The organism is Hymenobacter oligotrophus, from assembly GCF_003574965.1.
Classification (GTDB): domain Bacteria; phylum Bacteroidota; class Bacteroidia; order Cytophagales; family Hymenobacteraceae; genus Solirubrum; species Solirubrum oligotrophum.
In genome coordinates this window covers 1,411,486-1,428,159 of the sequence record NZ_CP032317.1, presented here as the reverse complement: position 1 = coordinate 1,428,159, position 16,674 = coordinate 1,411,486, and the positions used below count along the sequence as shown (strand labels likewise).

The following is a 16,674-nucleotide window of genomic DNA, read 5'->3' as shown; positions in this document are numbered from 1 at the left end:
TGTTTTTCGATTGCCGCTTGTATATTTGCGGCACCTAAGGGCAAGCGGCCACTAGGTAATCAGCCTCAATTACGGAGAGGTGGGTGAGTGGCTTAAACCAGTAGTTTGCTAAACTGCCGTAGACCTAAAGTTTACCGGGGGTTCGAATCCCCCCCTCTCCGCCACGGGCTTCCCGTACTTCGGGAAGCCTGATTTTTTATAGCGCAGCAGCGTCTGTTGCCGCTTTCGGGGTGTAGCGTAGCCCGGTATCGCGCCTGCTTTGGGAGCAGGAGGCCGCAGGTTCGAATCCTGCCACCCCGACTACTTTTTCGGAAGCCGTCTGCCCGCCTTGTGGGGTGGGCGGCTTTCGATGCTTCGTGGCTGCTGCAAGCAACAGTATGTTCCGGTCGTTGCAGCAACTACTTGCGTTTGAAATCCGCGTATAGCACAACATAAGCTCCCGTAGCTCAGCTGGATAGAGCATCTGCCTTCTAAGCAGACGGTCGCACGTTCGAATCGTGCCGGGGGTGCCACTTACAATCGGCCACTTTGCTGCACAGCGGAGTGGCTGATTTTCTTTGTGGGCCAAGGGGCAACATCCGCAGTTGGGTTTGAAACTCAACATTAAACCCAACGCAGGAGCAATTCATGCGTAACCATTATCCTAACGCCACTCTACTCCACTATGAAAACACTCTACCTAACTGCCCTTGTTGCCCTGCTCTTTGCGGCCTACAGCCGTGGCTCAAAGCAAGAAGCCGCTGCCGCTCCGGCCAACGTAAGCACCTCTGCACCCGTAGCGCGCAGCTGACGCAGCTCGGTTAAAAGGTTTTCCTGAAAACAACTCCAAGGATTACGCACCCCGCGCCGATACGCAGCATTTATGTAGCGCGCCGGCGCGGGGTGTGTTTTTGCTAACGTGTTGCTTACCGCACACGCGGACCAAGCGGCCCTAGGCGACGGTGTTCTAGTCTTTGGAAGCAAGCGGGGCTGCTTCTAAAGGCCGCCGGCTCGTATTCAAAAGCTGTGCTACTGGTGCGGTACTTGAAACTCAGTTTTATACGATAGCGGGGTGCCTGCCGCAGCTGCCACGCCCGCCATGTAGTAAATAGCTGGCATGTTGCTGGTTACCACCCCATCGATGGTGTAGGAGCCAGTTACGCGGTAGCCTTGGCCGGCTCCTTGGGGCGGGGCCGTTTTCACCGTAACCTCCCCAATTAGCACCGGCATGGGGGCGCCAGCGTAGGTTTCGATGGGCGGTAGGTTGAAGTAGCGCATGTGCGGCTTAAGCGGAGTGGCAGGCAAAATAAGCTCGGCGGGTTTAAGCTCGAATCCCCCCGCGGGCAGCGGAGCCACGCGCCGCAAACTCAGCGTAACCAGTGGGTCGTCGGTTGGTAGCTGGCTGGCGTCGCCTTCGCTCATCACAAGTGCCGAGAGCAGCACCGTGCGAACTTTGGGCACGGGCGCAGGGGGCGGGGTGGGCGTGGGAGCCGGTTGGGGCAGCGGAATGGTGCAGGCAGTAACGGCCAGCGAGGTGAGCAGCAGGAGAAGTTTTAGCATAACGCCGGAATTGACCTCAACAATACAAAAAGGAACCCTTAAGTCATAGCGGGTTGGCTGTGCCTGGGCAGTTGCATCAGCAGCGCGGTATCCAAGCGGCTGTTAGGAGGCTTGCTGTGGTTGCCAAAAACCTTACATGATGAGTGTGGCCTCCACGTTGGCCATTCCCTTAGTGAAGGCTAACCAAGTCTTTCCCTCGAACGAGCTCTGCACTGGGTAGGCACCTAGGGCAGCTTGGCACCCGACACCATTCGGACCTAGGCGTCAAGGGTTACGGCACGCTGGCAGGAGCGAATGGCTGCAGCCATCAGGCTAAGTGGTGAGAAGCAACGGGTATTTGGCGGCGCAGCCAGCTCAGGGCCGACGATTCGTCGCTGAAGGTGGCGAAGTAAGGTGCTTCGGGCACCGGCGGCCAATTTAGCGCCTTCATGCAAGCCAGGGCTTCGGCATCGGTGGGCGGCAGAATGGCGGCGTAGCGGTAATTGCCCTGCACAACTGAGCGCGGCAGCCAATCGTTGGCAATCCAGTGTTCCTCGGCGGGAGTTAGGGTACTCATGTGGCGCTGATCAACCAATACCTTGCCCGTGCCTTGCCGCCGGCACGCCTGGAGCAGCACGTTCAGGACCGTCCGAAAATCCTCGAAGCGGCGAGGGCCGCTTAGCCACGTTAGCCGCAGGTAAGCACTGCCATCGGTGCTGAGCGCCGCGGCGCCATTAGCAAAAATTACATCGGCAAGTGCAGGCGCTTCCATGGGCGAAAATAAGAATTCCTGCTTGCTAAATAGCAATTCGACTATTTTCCACCAAAAGCCAGCTGCCTCACAGCTTTGCGCGAGTATTTGCGAGGCCCGCAGCAAACGCGGTGCAGCCAGCCTAGTACGGGTGGCGGAGCTGCGGTTGGGTTTAGGGGCCTGCTATGTTTAGCTGCAAGTGTGGCTGCCTGGCCGGCGCAACTTGGCTGCACCTAGGGCGGTGATGCTGTTTGGCGAGTTGTTAGGCAACTTGCAGGTCGTCTTCGCGGTAGCAGTCCCAGTAACCGTCGTTGAGGCGGTACACGTTTATGCGCTGCACCCAGCCGGTGGCCGGGTGGCGTTCCTTTACTTGTCCGCGCCAGATGATGCGGTGCGCCCGGTTGTTATAGGCTGCTTGCACCGCTTGCCCTAGGTCGAAGGCGAAAAGGGCAGCTGGAGAATAGTGAAAAGTGGGGTTGCTGGCCGAGGCAGTAGCTGGTTGCGTGCTCAGGCAAGGGGTGTCGTGCCAGCCCAGCGGCTCCGTGCACAGCGGGCACAGCGAGGCATCGAGGTTTTCGGCTGCGGGCTGCGGTGCGCCACTGCCAAGGTCGAGAGCATCGTCGTTGGGGGAGGCGTCAGTTAAAGCGAATTCATCAACCAACACGCCCGGCTCCCGGGTTCTGGAAACGTTAGCCATGGTAGATTAGCTAAAAATTTAGGCTAATTTATCGGCTGCTAATGTATTTGGCAAAACTGTGCCGGCCGGGTTTCCGAAACAGGGTCCGTTGCGGCCTGCTGGGTGGCCCGTGGTACGCCTTCCGCCAGGGCAAAAATGACCCTGCGATGCCCGATTGTTGCTCTCACTACAGTACGCGTAGTACTACTCTGTTGAAATAGTTGTTTTCCAAGTTAAATTTGGTCAAATTCTCTTGCAATACGGATTCGTAGTTCCGAAATACGTTTGTTAGAAGGCGTACTTATGAATGTGATTCAGCGCAACAACGTGCATGTGTTGGGTAAAGGCGAGCAAACCCTGGTGTTCGTCAACGGGTTTGGCTGCGACCAAACCATGTGGCGTTACCTGTTGCCTTCGTTCGCCCAAGCCTACAAAATTGTGCTGTTCGACCACGTGGGCGCGGGGTCGTCGGCCACGGAGGCTTACCTGCCCGAGAAGTACACCAGCCTGCAAGGCTACGCCGATGACTTGCTGGAAATTTGCGAGCATTTGCAGCTACAGCAGCCCATACTGGTGGCCCACTCGGTAGGCGCCATGATTGGCGCCTTAGCGGCCATTGCGCGCCCCGAGCTGTTTCGGCAAGCCATCATGATTGGCGCCTCGCCCTGCTACATCAATGCAAACGGCTACTACGGCGGCTTCGAGCGCGCCGATTTAGAAGCCATGCTGGCGTACATGGAGCGCGACTACGTGGGGTGGGCCGATACATTTGGGCCCTTTATTATGGGCGAGCCCGACCGGCCTTCGTTGGCTGCCGAACTCACGCACAGCCTCTGCCAAACTAACCCCACCATTGCCCGGCAATTTGCGCGCGTTACCTTTCTCTCCGACAACCGCCTCGACGTTACCCAAATCCCCATTCCGTGCCTGCTACTGCAGTGCGCGCACGACCTGATTGCTCCGCCCGAAGTAGGCGATTTTTTGAGCGCCAGCATTCCGGCTGCGCACCTGGTCACCCTGCCCGTTACGGGGCACTGCCCACAGCTAAGCGCCCCCGCCGAAACCGCTGCGGCCATTGAGCTGCACTTGGCATACTGAAAACCGCAACGCTCAGCCCTTGAGCCACTCGCATCGGTGCGGCCGGCGTGCGTTGCCTCCAGCTCCAGCTGTGCCAGCGCCGCAAGTTCAAGCCGCGCGAGGAAGCCAAACTCGTCGAAACCTAGATGAGCCGTTCCCACGGCTTTGGGTGCCCGTGCGCACCTAGGGGCTTGCTACATCCTACGCCTAATATCATCGTTGCCGGGCAATTGACAATATCCTGTTTCATATGAGTTGCAGAATATAATAATCCGTACTTTCAATCGCTTTGCCGGCAGTTGCAGCTTCGCCCGAACCTGCACCGCGCAGGGCGCAACATCCACTCACGCATCTCCGCTATGAAACACTTTTTACTCTCGCTGGGCGCCGCGCTGCTGCTGAGCACCGCCGCCCTAGGCCAGAACAATACCCCCTTTTGGATTACGCAAAACTTGGGGTCGAACGTAGCGCCCGCCAATTACCTCGTCGATCAGGTGCTGGCCGTAAACGCCTCCACGGTTTGGGTGTTGCTGAGCGAAAACGTGGAAGACCCGCTGGTAAACCGCTACGCCCGCTCGACCGACGGCGGCAATACCTGGACGGGCGGCTTGCTGAACGGCTTGCCCGCCGGGCTGAGCGTGGCCAACATTACGGCCGTGGATGCCAACACTGCCTGGGTAGCCGCCTACCCGGCCGAAGAAACCGCCACGGCCCCGGGCATTTACAAAACCACCAACGGCGGCCAAACTTGGACGCGCCAGGCCACTGCCACCTTCAGCGGCGACGATGCCTACCCCAACGTGGTGCACTTTTTCGACGCCAACCAGGGCGTGGCGTTCGGCGACCCAAACCCCGGCGGATCGGGCGCGCAGTTCGAGATTTACACCACCTCCAACGGCGGCACCACTTGGGCGCGCGTGAGCAATGCGCCTACCTCGGTCAGCGCCTCAGAGTACGGCATGACGGGCACCTATTTCGCGTTGGGTAACACCATTTGGCTTAGCACCCTGAGCGGGGCCAACAACACCAACGCCCGGCTTCTAAAATCGACCGACCGCGGCGCCACTTGGGCGGCGTACAACACGCCCGTGCCCAATGCCATCCTCAACATCGCCTTCACCGATGCCCAGCGCGGCTTGCTGAACACGGGCTTTGGGCTGGCCAGCACCGCCGACGGCGGCGCCACCAGCACCGCCCTTACTTACACCGGCCCGCTGCGCGTATTCGGGCTCGATGCCGTGCCCGGATTGCCGAACACCTACATCAGCGTGGGGCAGAACGTGCGCCAGGCGAGCAGCATCAACGATTTCGGCAGCTCCATTTCGCGCGACGGCGGCCAAACCTGGACGAACATGGACATCGGCAAGTACCAGTTCGAAGTCGATATGCTAAGCCCCTCCATTGGCTACACCGGCGGCTTTACCGGCGAAGCGGGCAGCGCCAGCACCGGCGGCATGTTCAAGCTCAATTCCGTAATTTCCTCCACGCGGGTAAGCCTGGCTACCGATGCCGCCGTGAAGGCCTTTCCGAACCCCAGCGCCAACGGCGTGTTTCAACTGAGCTTGGGCGAAGCTAACCTGCGCGTAAGCCGCCTGCAGGTAACCGATGCCCTAGGTCGGGAGGTGTACCGCGCAGCGTTGCAACTCACGGCGGCCACCACGCAGGAGGTGCTCATCGACCTGAGCCAGCACAAAGCCGGGCTCTACAATCTGCAGGCCGAAACCAACAAGGGCACGCTGGTGCGCAAGCTCGTAATTCGGTAGCCCTGCCGCTGGGTATGCGCCCCCTAGGTGCCGGCTTGGGCAGTGACCATGAGGCACCTAGGGGGCGCCGCGCGGCGGCGTTAGTGGGCCGCCTTGGGCAAGGCCGTTTCGGGTAATCCGGAACGGCTTTTATTTTTGGCTTTTTATGCCCGGAAAACCCGGTTAAACGTAGCAAAAAAGGGATGTTTCGGTATCTTCGCGTGTTACACAGGAGCTGAACTTTAACCGCCGCACATGAGCGAAATTCAAGAGAAAAAAGCCCCCGCCGCATACTCGGCAGATAGTATTCAGGTACTGGAAGGGCTTGAAGCCGTGCGCAAGCGCCCGGCCATGTACATCGGCGACATTGGTATCAAAGGCCTGCACCACTTGGTATGGGAAGTAGTCGATAACTCTATCGACGAAGCACTGGCCGGGTACTGCGACACGATTGACGTAACCATAAACGAAGACAACTCCATCACGGTGCGCGACAACGGGCGCGGCATTCCGGTGGATTTTCACCAGAAAGAAGGTCGCTCGGCGCTGGAGGTTGTAATGACCGTACTGCACGCCGGCGGCAAATTCGACAAAGACACCTACAAAGTGTCGGGCGGTTTGCACGGCGTGGGCGTGAGCTGCGTGAACGCGCTAAGCAACCTGCTGCGTGTAACCGTATACAAAAACGGCCACGTGTACCAGCAGGAGTACGAGCGCGGCGCCCCGCTGTACCCCGTGAAGCAGATCGGCGATACCGACCGCAACGGCACACAGGTGGAGTTCTGGCCCGACGACTCGATCTTCACCGAGACGGTGTACCGTTACGAAACCATTGCCACGCGTTTGCGCGAGTTGTCGTACCTGAACAAGGGCATCCGCATCAACCTGCTCGACTTGCGCGAGAAGGACGAAAACGGCGTGGCCCGCGGCGAGCAGTTCTTCTCGGAGGGCGGTTTGTCGGAGTTTGTGCAGTACATCGACGGCGAGCGTAACGTGCTGATGACGCGCCCCATTCACGTGGTGAGCGAGCGGGGCGGCACGCCCGTGGAGGTGGCCCTGCAGTACAACGATTCGTACCAGGAGCACATCTTCTCCTACGTCAACAACATCAACACCATCGAGGGCGGCACGCACGTAGCGGGCTTCCGCTCGGCCCTTACCCGCACGCTCAAGGCCTACGCCGATAAGTCGGGCATGCTGGCCAAAGCCAAGGTGGAGGTGCAGGGCGACGACTTCCGCGAGGGCCTCACCGCCGTTATTTCGGTGAAGGTAGCCGAGCCGCAGTTCGAAGGCCAGACCAAAACCAAGCTGGGCAACAACGAGGTAAGCGGTGCCGTGAACCAAGTGGTGGGCGAAATCCTGAACCAGTACCTGGAGGAAAACCCCAAGGAGGCCATGGTGATTGTGGAGAAGGTAATCCTGGCTGCCAAGGCTCGCATTGCCGCCCGCAAAGCCCGCGAAATGGTGCAGCGCAAAACCGTGCTGGGCTCCAACTCGCTGCCCGGCAAGCTGGCCGACTGCTCCGAATCGGACCCGGCTATTTGCGAACTGTACCTGGTAGAGGGCGACTCGGCCGGTGGCACGGCCAAGCAGGGCCGCAACCGGGCTTTCCAAGCTATTCTGCCGCTGCGCGGTAAAATCCTGAATGTGGAGAAGGCGCAGGAGCACCACATCTACGAAAACCAGGAAATCCGGAACATGATTACGGCCCTGGGCGTGAGCTTTGGGGTGCCCGCCGATCCGGAAAACGGCATCGAGAAGGATGATAAAGCGCTGAACATCTCGAAGCTGCGCTACCACAAGGTCATCATCATGACCGACGCCGATGTGGACGGCTCGCACATCCGGACGCTGATCCTGACGTTCTTCTTCCGCTACATGCGCGAGCTGGTCGACAAGGGCTACATCTACATCGCCCTGCCGCCGTTGTACCTCGTGAAGAAGGGCAAAGAGGAGCGTTACTGCTGGACCGAAGTAGAGCGCCAGGCCGCCGTGGAGGAGTTGGCCAAAGGCCGCCCCGAATCGGTGAACGTGCAGCGCTACAAAGGCCTAGGTGAAATGAACGCCGAGCAGCTCTGGACTACCACCATGCAGCCCGAAACCCGTTCGCTGAAGCAGGTAACCGTAGAATCGGCGGCCGAAGCCGACCACTTGTTCTCGATGCTGATGGGCGACGAGGTGGCTCCCCGCCGCGACTTTATCGAGAAGAACGCCAAATATGCCAAGCTGGACGTATAAGCAGCTTGCAGCCAAAAAAGCCCGCCTAGCGCGGGCTTTTTTGTTGGGCATTCGGCATGCTGAGTAAAACCCTAGGTGGTGCGAACGGCGGGCGGGCGCAGCACTTCGCGCCGAGCCACGCGCACCGCGCGGCTGTTGCCAACGCCCGCCACAAAAATCAACATCAGTACAATGCGACAACTTATAACCTCTAATTCGCCCTGGGAAGACACCGTAGGGTACTCGCGGGCCATACGCGTGGGCAACTTGGTGGAGGTGGCCGGCACCACCGCCCAAGACGGCCCCACCATTACCGGCGGCGATGTGTACTCCCAAACCAAGCGCATTCTGGAAAAGATAAAGGACGCCCTGGCCGAGGCCGGCGCCACCATGGAGCACGTGGTGCGCACCCGCATTTACATTACCGACATGCGGCGTTGGGAAGAGGCGGGCCGCGCCCACGGCGAGGTGTTCGGCACCATTCGGCCCGCTACCACCATGGTGGAGGTAAGCGCCCTGATCGATCCGCGTTTGCAGGTAGAAATTGAAGCCACGGCCATTATTTCGTAACTCTGCGTAACTCCGTTTTGCCTGGCCCGAATACGCAGGTAGGATTGCTACTTTATGAAACTGTTTAAGTCGTCGGACCTCATCCGCAAGAGTAAATACATCAGCCGCGACCTGAGCTGGTTACGGTTTAACTACCGCGTGCTCGACCAGGCCCGCGACTCGGGCCGCACCGTGCTCGACCGGCTGCGCTTTTTGGGCATCACGGCCTCCAACCTCGATGAGTTCTTCATGATTCGGGTGGGCTCGTTGTATAATTATCTCGACTACGGGAAGGTGCGCGTCGATTACTCCGGGCTGCGCGAATTGCCGTTCCGGCGCAAGCTGCTCGACTTCGCGCACCGCTTTGTGCACGATCAGTCGCAAACGTACCTGCAGGAGCTACGGCCGCTGTTTGCGCGCAACGGCTTCGATATTTTGCGCGTGGATGAACTGACGGAGGTGGAGCAGAAGAAGGCCGACGGCTACTTCAAGAACACGGTGTTTCCGCTGCTCACGCCGATGGTATACGACTCGTACCACGGCTTTCCGCTGATGATGAACCAGCTGCTCATTTTTGGCGTGGTAACGCGCATGAGCGGCGAAGGCCCCGAGGAAGGGCAGGAGCGCCTTACGTTCGTACAGATACCGGCCAACCTGGCGCGCTTTTTCGAGCTCACGCGCAAGGACAAGGTCATCTTCGTGCCCATCGAAGAAATCGTGCGCGCCAACCTAGGGAAGCTGTTTCGCAACGTCGATATCGTGTCGGCCACGCTGTTCCGCATCACCCGCAACGGCGACTTTACGCTGGAGGAATCCGACGACATCGACGTAGACTTTATTCAGGAGATACAGCAGGGGCTGAAAACCCGCAAGCGCGGCCGCGTGGTGCGCCTGGAGGTGGAGCCCGATGCCTCGCACATCCTGATGCAGGTGCTGAAGGAACGCTGGAAGATTGACAACGGCAACGTGTTCGTCATCAGCTCGCTGATTGACCTGCGCGGCGTAAATCAGATTGTGCGCCACCCCAGCTTCCGCGACAAGTTGCCGCGCTTGCTGGCTCCCGTGCAGCCACTAAGCCTGCCCCTAGGTGCCGACGAGAACCTATTTGAGTACCTGAAGCACCACGACGTGCTGCTGCACCACCCGTACAACTCCATCGAGCCGGTGGTGAAGCTGCTGGAGCAAGCCGCCGAAGATCCGCACGTGCTGGGCATCAAGCAAACCATTTACCGCCTCGCCGACGACTCGCGCGTGACGGCCGCGTTGCTGAAAGCGGCCGAAAACGGCAAGCACGTATCAGTGCTGTTCGAGGTAAAGGCGCGCTTCGATGAGGAACGCAACATCCGTGAGGGGGCTAAGCTCGAAAAGGCGGGCTGCTTTGTCATCTACGGCGTGAGCAAGTACAAGACGCACACCAAAATGGCCATGATCATCCGGAAGGAAGGCGAAAAGGTGACGCGCTACGTGCACATTGGCTCGGGCAACTACAACGAGCAAACCTCGCGCTTTTACACCGACGTAAGCCTGCTGACCACCAACGACGTGTATGGCCACGACGTGTCGGAGTTCTTCAACGTAATTACCGGCCACTCGCAGCCCGACGACTACGAGTACCTGATTACGGCCCCCAAGGACATGCGCCAGCAGCTCATCCAGCTGATTCGCGATGAGGGGCGCAACGCCAAACGCGGCCTGCCGTCGGGCATCGTGATGAAGATGAACTCGTTGGAAGACCGCGACATCATCGACGAGCTGTACAAGGCCTCCAAGGCGGGCGTGCCCATCCGGCTGATTGTGCGCGGCATTTGCTGCCTGCGCCCGGGCCGCCCAGGCCTGAGCGAGAACATAGAAGTGCGCAGCATTGTGGGCGAATACCTCGAGCACACGCGCTTGTTTTACTTCCACCACGGCGGCCAGCCCAAGGTGTACTCGGGCTCGGCCGACGTGATGGTGCGCTCCTTCGACCGCCGCATCGAGGCCTTGTTCCTGATCGTGAACCCGCAATTGTTGCGCGAGGCCATCAACATCCTCTACTTCAACCTGCGCGACAACTACAACACCTACCTCATGCGCGAAGACGGGGCCTACATCCGCCGCCAGCCCGAGGATGGGGAGCCGGTGTTCAACCTGCACAAGGAGTTTTACCTAAAGAACTACGGCTTGGTGCAGGATACCGACTTGTACCAGGACTTTTTGGCCGCCATGCCTATGGCGCGTGTGCCCGAAGGCGAAACCGTGTCGCCCTCGGAGGACAGCTTGATTGCGGGCGAAGAAGTGGTGTTGCCGGACGACGAAACCGACGAGCTGCTGGAGGGCACGGCCGAGCCCGCCCTAGCCCTGGCGCAGCCCGACCCGCTTACGCCGGGCCCCGTGCCGCCCGTGGTGCCCGAGGAGCAGAGCTAGTCGCTGACCTAGGGCTTGGCCCTAGGTGCCAGCAAGTTCCTAAAGCAAAAGACCCGAGCGCCGAGCACTCGGGTCTTTTGCTTTAGGAACCCTCCGAATCTTTTTGGATTACGGGCACCGGCATTCGGTGCGACTGATCGGTAATGGGCCGGATTTCCTCGAAGTGGTCTTCAAACAAGGCTTGTAGCATGCCGTCCTTGAGGCCGATGTCGGGCACGAGCATGTCCTTGGCGCCCGACCACTCCATGGCCGAAAGGTAGATTTGGCCGGCGGGCACGATGACGTCGGCGCGGTCGGGGTTGAGCATGAGCAGGTTCACGCGCTCGTCCATGCTCATGCCGCGCAGGCGGGTGAGAATGTCCTTGATCTGGCGACGCGAAATGGGCTGATCGAGCGGCAGCTGGGCCAGGGCGTAGATTTTGTTGATGTTGCCGCCGGTGCCAATGGCGCGCGTAACGTGGTAGCGCCGGGCATTTTCCTTTACCCAGGTTTCCATTTGCTGCCAGGTGTCCTGCAGCTGCGCGCCGGGTTGCCCGTCGTTTTGCAAGCGCCGAATCGAGCCGACCTCGAACGACTGCGAAGCCACCTTGCGGCGCTCCGAGTATAGGTTGAACTCGGTGCTGCCGCCGCCAACGTCGATGTGCAGGTAGTGGCGCTTGTCTTCGAGCAACTGCATGATAACGCGGTTCACGTACGCCGCTTCGGACTGCCCATCAATGATTTGCACGTCGATGCCCAACTCACGCTTCATGCGCTCGGCAATGGCTTGGCCGTTTTCGGCCGAACGCATAGCCGAGGTAGAGCAAATTAGGTAATGCGCCACGTCGTGCACTTCCATCAGCAGCTTGAGCGCGTGCAGAAATTTCACAAACTTCTCTTCCTTGGCCGGCGAAATGCGCCCGGTGGCAAACACATCTTCGCCCAGGCGCAACGGATAGCGCACGTACTCCACGCGCTTAAGCCTGTAGTTGCCGCCAAACTCTAGCACGGCGGATATCTGACAGCGGACAGCGTTGGAGCCGATGTCGATGGCGGCTAGTTTCAGCAGCGGGTATTCCATGGAAGAAGCGGTAAAAGAGAGAAGAGAGGCAAAGGTAAAAAGGCCCGGAATAACCCGGCCGTAATTTACTCGGCACGCCTACTACTTACTGATCGATGCGGAAGCCCAAGCCAAACTGCAGCAGGTAGTTTTCCTCGGCGGAGCGCTGCACCGAAACCGACAAAGCCAGCGTTTCATACACCGGCGCGATGTAAAAACCACCGCCGTAGCCGCGGTGCCACCCGCCGGCCGCCGTGCCTTTGTAGTACACCTGGCCTTGGTCGTAGAAACCGAACACGCCGTAGTAAAACGGCAAAAACTGTGTGTTGGCGTAGCCCAACGAGAGGCGCAGCTCCGAGTTCAGGTACAGCGAGGCGTCGCCGGTGAAGCGGTTGCGCACGTAGCCGCGCAGGTTTTGGCGCAAACCCAGTTGGGTGAATTTGTAGAACGGGATTTCGTCGACGGGGCCGTAGTTTTTGCCGCCGCCGCCCTTTACCACCAGCGTTACCGGAATACCTAGGCGGGCCGTGCCGTAGTACTCGGCAAAGCCCTCCGTGAGGCCAAAGGTGCGCTTGCCTTGGTTGAGCTGCCGCCACGTGGTATGCTCGCCGTAGAGGCGTACGCCCTTGCGCGCGAACTGCTTACGGTCGCGGAAATCCACATCGAGCACGGCGCGGCCGCCCAGCAAACGCTGGAAAGCCACCTCGGGCACGGGTTCGTCGGCGGTGGGGGTGGGCTGCTCGCCGGCTACCAATTGCCCTAGGTAGCTGTTGCGGGCAAAGTTGCTTTGGTACTGCTCGTACACGGGGCCCACGCGCAGCACGCTTTTTTGCCGGAACACGCGCTCGAAAAACGCCTCGGTTTGGTAGCCGCGGTAGCGCGCCCGGTAAAAGTTGTCCTCGAACAGGGCGTCGTCTTTGCGGGTGTTGTTGCCCAGCCCGAAGAAGTTGTAGAACGGGAAGTAGTTGCCATAAGTAGCGCGCACGCCAAAATCGGTTTTGCCGATGAGGTAGCGCCAGCGCACGTTGCCGGTAACTTGCCGGTTGCCGCCGGTGGTGTATTGCGCATCAATGCCGTAGCGCACGCGGTAATCGGGTTTGCGGAAACCCTGCTTCACCCAATCGAACCCGGCCGCTACGCCAAAGCCGTCGTTGCGGTTGAACAGCAAGCCGCCGCGCGGCGCGTAGCCGTCGTACTCAAACGCGTTGCGGTTGTAGTGGTTCACGCCGAGGCGGTCGGAGCGCCGGTCGACGGTGGGCGTGGTGGCTTGCAGTTCGGTACCTAGCGCGTCGTACACTTCGGTGCGGCCGCCGCCGGAGTTGTTGCTGATCTGATCTTTGCCTTCGCCGCCGATAATACGCACCCGAATGCTGCCGGGCGCAGCTCCCGCAAGCCGGAACGCGTCTTTGCCATCGAGCCCGTAAAGGCGGATGTCGCGCGTTTCGCCCCGCACAAACGTGCGCTCGAAAAACGGCTCGCCTTTGGCGTTGCCTGCGTCGTCTTTCTTGCTCACGCGCACCCGCACGTTGCCGCCACCTAGGCGCTCTACCTCAAATACTTCGGCCTTGTTCGAGCCCACCACGTCCACGTCGCGGGCCAGCATCAGGTAATATTTGTCGAGGGCTTGGGGCAGCTCCTGAATTCGGGTTTTTAGCTTGCGGTTGATATCGCGGCCCGAAAGGCCTTGGATTTCCGGGGGCAGCTGCGCCGTAGCTGAATCGATGGCTGCGGGCGTAATGCGCTGCTGCAGGTACTGGCCAATGCGCCGCCAATCGTCGCGCGTGAGCGACTGCAGCAGGGCGCGGTCGAGGTGGCGGGCGGGCCAGTTCAGGCTTTCCAGGTCGCGGAAATGCTCGCCGAAATCTTCGATGCTCGGCACGGCCCACTCGCGGTTGGCAATCCAGGTTAGGGCGCCGTTCCAGAGTGTAAACGACTGGTCACGGTCGCGCGGAATGGGCTTGAAAGTTTTCTGCTTGCCTTCGTCGTACTCGGCCCACTTCCAGTTGTCGTCGTGCTTGCCGAAGTCGGCCACCAGCATATCAAAAGCGCGGGCTTTGCCCAGGGCTACGGCATCGACGCGGTTGTCGTGGTCTTTGTAAAGCTGCCGAAACATGCTGAAGGAACGTCGCACTTCGTAGGCGCCGCCAAAGCCGGGCAGGTTGTCTTTCTTATCCCACGGGTCTTCTTCGAGCGTGCCGAGCAAACCGGCGTACTGCTCGCGAAACGGGCCCAGCTGTTGGTTGTCGGGCAGGGCAAACAACCTAGGGCGCGCGTGCAAAATGTCGGTGCGGTCGAGCAGCGGTGCCACCACCAGCGCCGAGTACGGGTGCGCCGTGGGCGTGATGTCGCGCAGGATGTCGGCCGCTACGGAGTTGCGCAGCTCGGGCGGCAGAATTTTGGTAACGTCCTTATCAACCGAGCGGAAAGTGTACTCCGAGCTATCGGCCGCAACAAATTTCAGCGAAGTGGTTTGGCGGCCGCCGCCGCGCTTATACGGCTGCAAGCCGCCTTTTTCGGTGGCGAGGTCGAGCACGGGCACGGTTACGGGCTGCGTCCAGGAGCTGCGGTACAGCGGGCCCATCAGCGGTTGTTGCAGGCCGTGGGCGCGGTACTGCGGGCCGGGCGTAACGGTGGCGGTGGCGGTGGCGGCCGCGGGGCCATCGGCCCTAGGTGCGCTGGCCGCAGCCGGGGCCGAAGGGCAGTCGGAAAGGTAAGGGTTGGTAGCTACCGTTTTGCTGGCGGGCAGGCAAGCCGACTGAAACAAGGTGGCTGCAAAAGCCTCTTGGGTAGCACCGTTGTTGCGCTTGTCGAAGGTGATGAACACCGCCTTCACGGTGCCGTCGACAAAGTAATCGAGGCGGGTGTAGCCGGGCTCGGCTTTGTTGTAGAGCGAAGCGGCGTTGCTGGCCACCGGCTCGACGTGCGCAAAGCTGCCCGACACCAAGTGGTAATTCTGCTCGAAGGGCGTGAGCTGCAGGTTGAAATCGTGGGCGGCTACGTACAGCGCGTTGGGGTGCTCCTTCAGCGTGCTCAGCATGGTTTTGCGGAACGCCTGGTAACCCGGCGAGGCCATGTCGCGCGGGGTGCCCACGTTTTGCCGGTACGCCGCGTTGATGGTGCCCAGCACGGGCGGGGAGAGGTGGCGCTTCAGGGGCTGAAAACCGCCGTAGGTGCCGTTGCTGACCACCGGTTGGTGGCCCACCAGCAGCACGTTGCGGCCGCGGGTTTCGTCGAGCACATCTTGCAGTTGCTCCCGAAACTCGCCGGCCGACATGGTTTTGCATTCGGTATCGGGCGCTTCGGGCCGGTCGAAGGGGTGCGACCACCACGGCGTGTTTAGGGCCACCAAGCGTACCAGCGGGGCCACGTCCACGATTTCGGGGCCGGGGCAGCCGTTGCTCGGCAAAAATATGTTCCGGCCGCCGGCCTGCTCTTCGAGGTACTTCTCCAGGCGCCGCACGCTTTTTTGCCCGTCGCGGCCCGAGTTGTTCCAGTCCTTGTCGCCCGGCACAAAGTAAATCTGGCCGTTGGGCAGGTCCTTCACCAGGGCCAATAAGGCATCGGCGCGGGCTTCGAGCGCGGCGCGGGTGGTATCCTGCTTTTCCGACAGGCCCTGATTGCCGACTACATCGCCTAGGTGCACCACCGTAAATGGAGTGCTTTCTTGCTCCAAGGTGCGACGCAAGGTTCGTAGCCGGGCTTCCGGAATGGGACCGGCTGTGTTGCCCAATAAGTACACATGGTGCGCAGCCGGCACCGACTGCGAACGGGCGGGCAAGATAGCCGTTAGCAGTAAACCAGCCACGAGTAAGCGGCGGTAGATATGGCTCATAAAGAAGCAAAAGTGGGGCAATGGCGCCCCACCCGCACGGCGACGCGGAGCACCAAATGCACTACCTACGCGAAAAGCACCTAGGCGGATAACCCAACAGTAACATGCCCTGCCGCACAACGATGGTTGCCGCCCGCAAGGGCACTGGCCGTTGGGGCTACCGGCCCGCCGAGGCTTGGCTGAGCAGCTGCTGCACCAAGCGAGGCACGCCCACGGTAGCGGGCTGGGCAATCAGCTCCACATTGCCGCGCCGCGTAACCCCGGACAAACCCGGGTCGACGACGTAAAGCGGGCAGTTGCTGGGCAGGTAATGAATCAGGCCCGCCGCTGGGTATACCTGCAGCGAGGTGCCAACCACCAGCATGATATCGGCGGTAGCTGTTTCTTCCATAGCCCGCTCCATCAGCGGCACGGCCTCGCCAAACCACACAATGTTGGGGCGCAGCTGATGACCCCGTTCGCAGGTTTGGCCCAGCTCAATCCGGTCTTCTTCAAGCGGATACACCAGGTCCTCGTGGCGCGTGCTACGGGCTTCCATCAGCTTGCCGTGCAGATGTATAACCCTACGCGAACCGGCGCGCTCGTGCAAGTCGTCCACGTTCTGCGTTACAATTACAACCTCATAGGCTTGCTCCAGCTCCACTAGGGCCAGGTGGCCGGCGTTGGGCTGCGCTTTGCGGGCAGCGGCGCGGCGCTGGTTGTAAAACTCGAGCACCAGGGCGGGGTCTTTGGCCCAACCTTCGGGCGAAGCAACGTCCTCCACGCGGTGGTTTTCCCAGAGCCCATCCGAGGCCCGAAAAGTAGCCAAGCCGCTTTCGGCCGAAATGCCAGCGCCCGTGAGTACCACTATTTTCTTGCGAGTCATAGGCG

Annotated in this window: 12 protein-coding genes and 3 tRNA genes; 9 read left to right on the top strand and 6 right to left on the bottom strand. The window is 60.4% G+C overall.

Going from position 1 to position 16,674, the window contains the following annotated elements; translation table 11 throughout:
• The first annotated feature begins 73 nt into the window (after positions 1 to 73).
• From D3Y59_RS06040 to D3Y59_RS18730, 4 genes are all read left to right on the top strand, one after another.
• A tRNA-Ser gene (locus tag D3Y59_RS06040) sits at positions 74 to 164 on the top strand.
• A 62-nt stretch (positions 165 to 226) separates the two neighbouring features.
• Positions 227 to 300: transfer RNA gene (locus tag D3Y59_RS06035), tRNA-Pro, on the top strand.
• Between the two features lie 135 nt (positions 301 to 435).
• Positions 436 to 512, top strand: a tRNA-Arg gene (locus D3Y59_RS06030).
• Between the two features lie 152 nt (positions 513 to 664).
• Positions 665 to 790 carry a hypothetical protein gene (locus tag D3Y59_RS18730; protein ID WP_262696962.1) on the top strand — a complete coding sequence of 42 codons (126 nt, stop codon included), beginning with the start codon at positions 665 to 667 and terminating at the stop codon, positions 788 to 790.
• 218 nt (positions 791 to 1,008) lie between these two features.
• On the opposite strand, the gene D3Y59_RS18230 is transcribed toward D3Y59_RS18730, so the two are convergent.
• The 3 genes from D3Y59_RS18230 to D3Y59_RS06015 all read right to left on the bottom strand — a co-directional run bounded on the left by D3Y59_RS18230 (position 1,009) and on the right by D3Y59_RS06015 (position 2,966).
• Positions 1,009 to 1,539, bottom strand: coding sequence for a hypothetical protein (locus tag D3Y59_RS18230; RefSeq protein ID WP_162910592.1), 531 nt, complete (start codon positions 1,537 to 1,539; stop codon positions 1,009 to 1,011).
• A gap of 307 nt (positions 1,540 to 1,846) precedes the next feature.
• Positions 1,847 to 2,290 (bottom strand): SpoIIAA family protein, encoded by a 444-nt coding sequence (locus D3Y59_RS06020; protein WP_119444230.1) that lies wholly within the window; start codon positions 2,288 to 2,290, stop codon positions 1,847 to 1,849.
• Positions 2,291 to 2,531: 241 nt separating this feature from the next.
• The gene (locus tag D3Y59_RS06015; RefSeq protein ID WP_162910591.1) at positions 2,532 to 2,966 is read right to left on the bottom strand and encodes a hypothetical protein; all 435 of its coding nucleotides are present in this window, start codon (positions 2,964 to 2,966) and stop codon (positions 2,532 to 2,534) included.
• 282 nt (positions 2,967 to 3,248) lie between these two features.
• On the opposite strand from D3Y59_RS06015, the gene D3Y59_RS06010 reads away from it, so the two are divergent.
• The 5 genes from D3Y59_RS06010 to ppk1 all read left to right on the top strand — a co-directional run bounded on the left by D3Y59_RS06010 (position 3,249) and on the right by ppk1 (position 10,933).
• Positions 3,249 to 4,043 (top strand): alpha/beta fold hydrolase, encoded by a 795-nt coding sequence (locus tag D3Y59_RS06010; protein ID WP_119444228.1) that lies wholly within the window; start codon positions 3,249 to 3,251, stop codon positions 4,041 to 4,043.
• Between the two features lie 338 nt (positions 4,044 to 4,381).
• On the top strand, positions 4,382 to 5,785 hold the full coding sequence (locus tag D3Y59_RS06005) for a T9SS type A sorting domain-containing protein (RefSeq protein WP_162910590.1): 1,404 nt from the start codon (positions 4,382 to 4,384) through the stop codon (positions 5,783 to 5,785).
• A 234-nt stretch (positions 5,786 to 6,019) separates the two neighbouring features.
• The gene (gene gyrB / locus D3Y59_RS06000) at positions 6,020 to 8,002 is read left to right on the top strand and encodes a DNA topoisomerase (ATP-hydrolyzing) subunit B (RefSeq protein ID WP_119444226.1); all 1,983 of its coding nucleotides are present in this window, start codon (positions 6,020 to 6,022) and stop codon (positions 8,000 to 8,002) included.
• A gap of 171 nt (positions 8,003 to 8,173) precedes the next feature.
• Positions 8,174 to 8,551: a RidA family protein gene (locus D3Y59_RS05995; RefSeq protein WP_119444225.1), complete on the top strand. Its 378-nt coding sequence runs from the start codon at positions 8,174 to 8,176 to the stop codon at positions 8,549 to 8,551.
• A 54-nt stretch (positions 8,552 to 8,605) separates the two neighbouring features.
• A complete protein-coding gene (gene ppk1, locus D3Y59_RS05990) occupies positions 8,606 to 10,933 on the top strand; it encodes a polyphosphate kinase 1 (protein ID WP_240410550.1) in 2,328 nt (775 codons plus the stop codon).
• An 82-nt stretch (positions 10,934 to 11,015) separates the two neighbouring features.
• Here the strand turns inward: ppk1 and D3Y59_RS05985 are convergent, their stop codons facing one another.
• The 3 genes from D3Y59_RS05985 to D3Y59_RS05975 all read right to left on the bottom strand — a co-directional run bounded on the left by D3Y59_RS05985 (position 11,016) and on the right by D3Y59_RS05975 (position 16,669).
• Positions 11,016 to 11,993, bottom strand: a complete 978-nt coding sequence (locus tag D3Y59_RS05985; protein WP_240410549.1) for a Ppx/GppA phosphatase family protein — start codon at positions 11,991 to 11,993, stop codon at positions 11,016 to 11,018.
• Between the two features lie 85 nt (positions 11,994 to 12,078).
• The gene (locus D3Y59_RS05980; RefSeq protein WP_119444224.1) at positions 12,079 to 15,804 is read right to left on the bottom strand and encodes a metallophosphoesterase family protein; all 3,726 of its coding nucleotides are present in this window, start codon (positions 15,802 to 15,804) and stop codon (positions 12,079 to 12,081) included.
• 157 nt (positions 15,805 to 15,961) lie between these two features.
• Positions 15,962 to 16,669, bottom strand: coding sequence for an SIR2 family NAD-dependent protein deacylase (locus D3Y59_RS05975; RefSeq protein ID WP_119444223.1), 708 nt, complete (start codon positions 16,667 to 16,669; stop codon positions 15,962 to 15,964).
• Between the last annotated feature and the right edge of the window lie 5 nt (positions 16,670 to 16,674).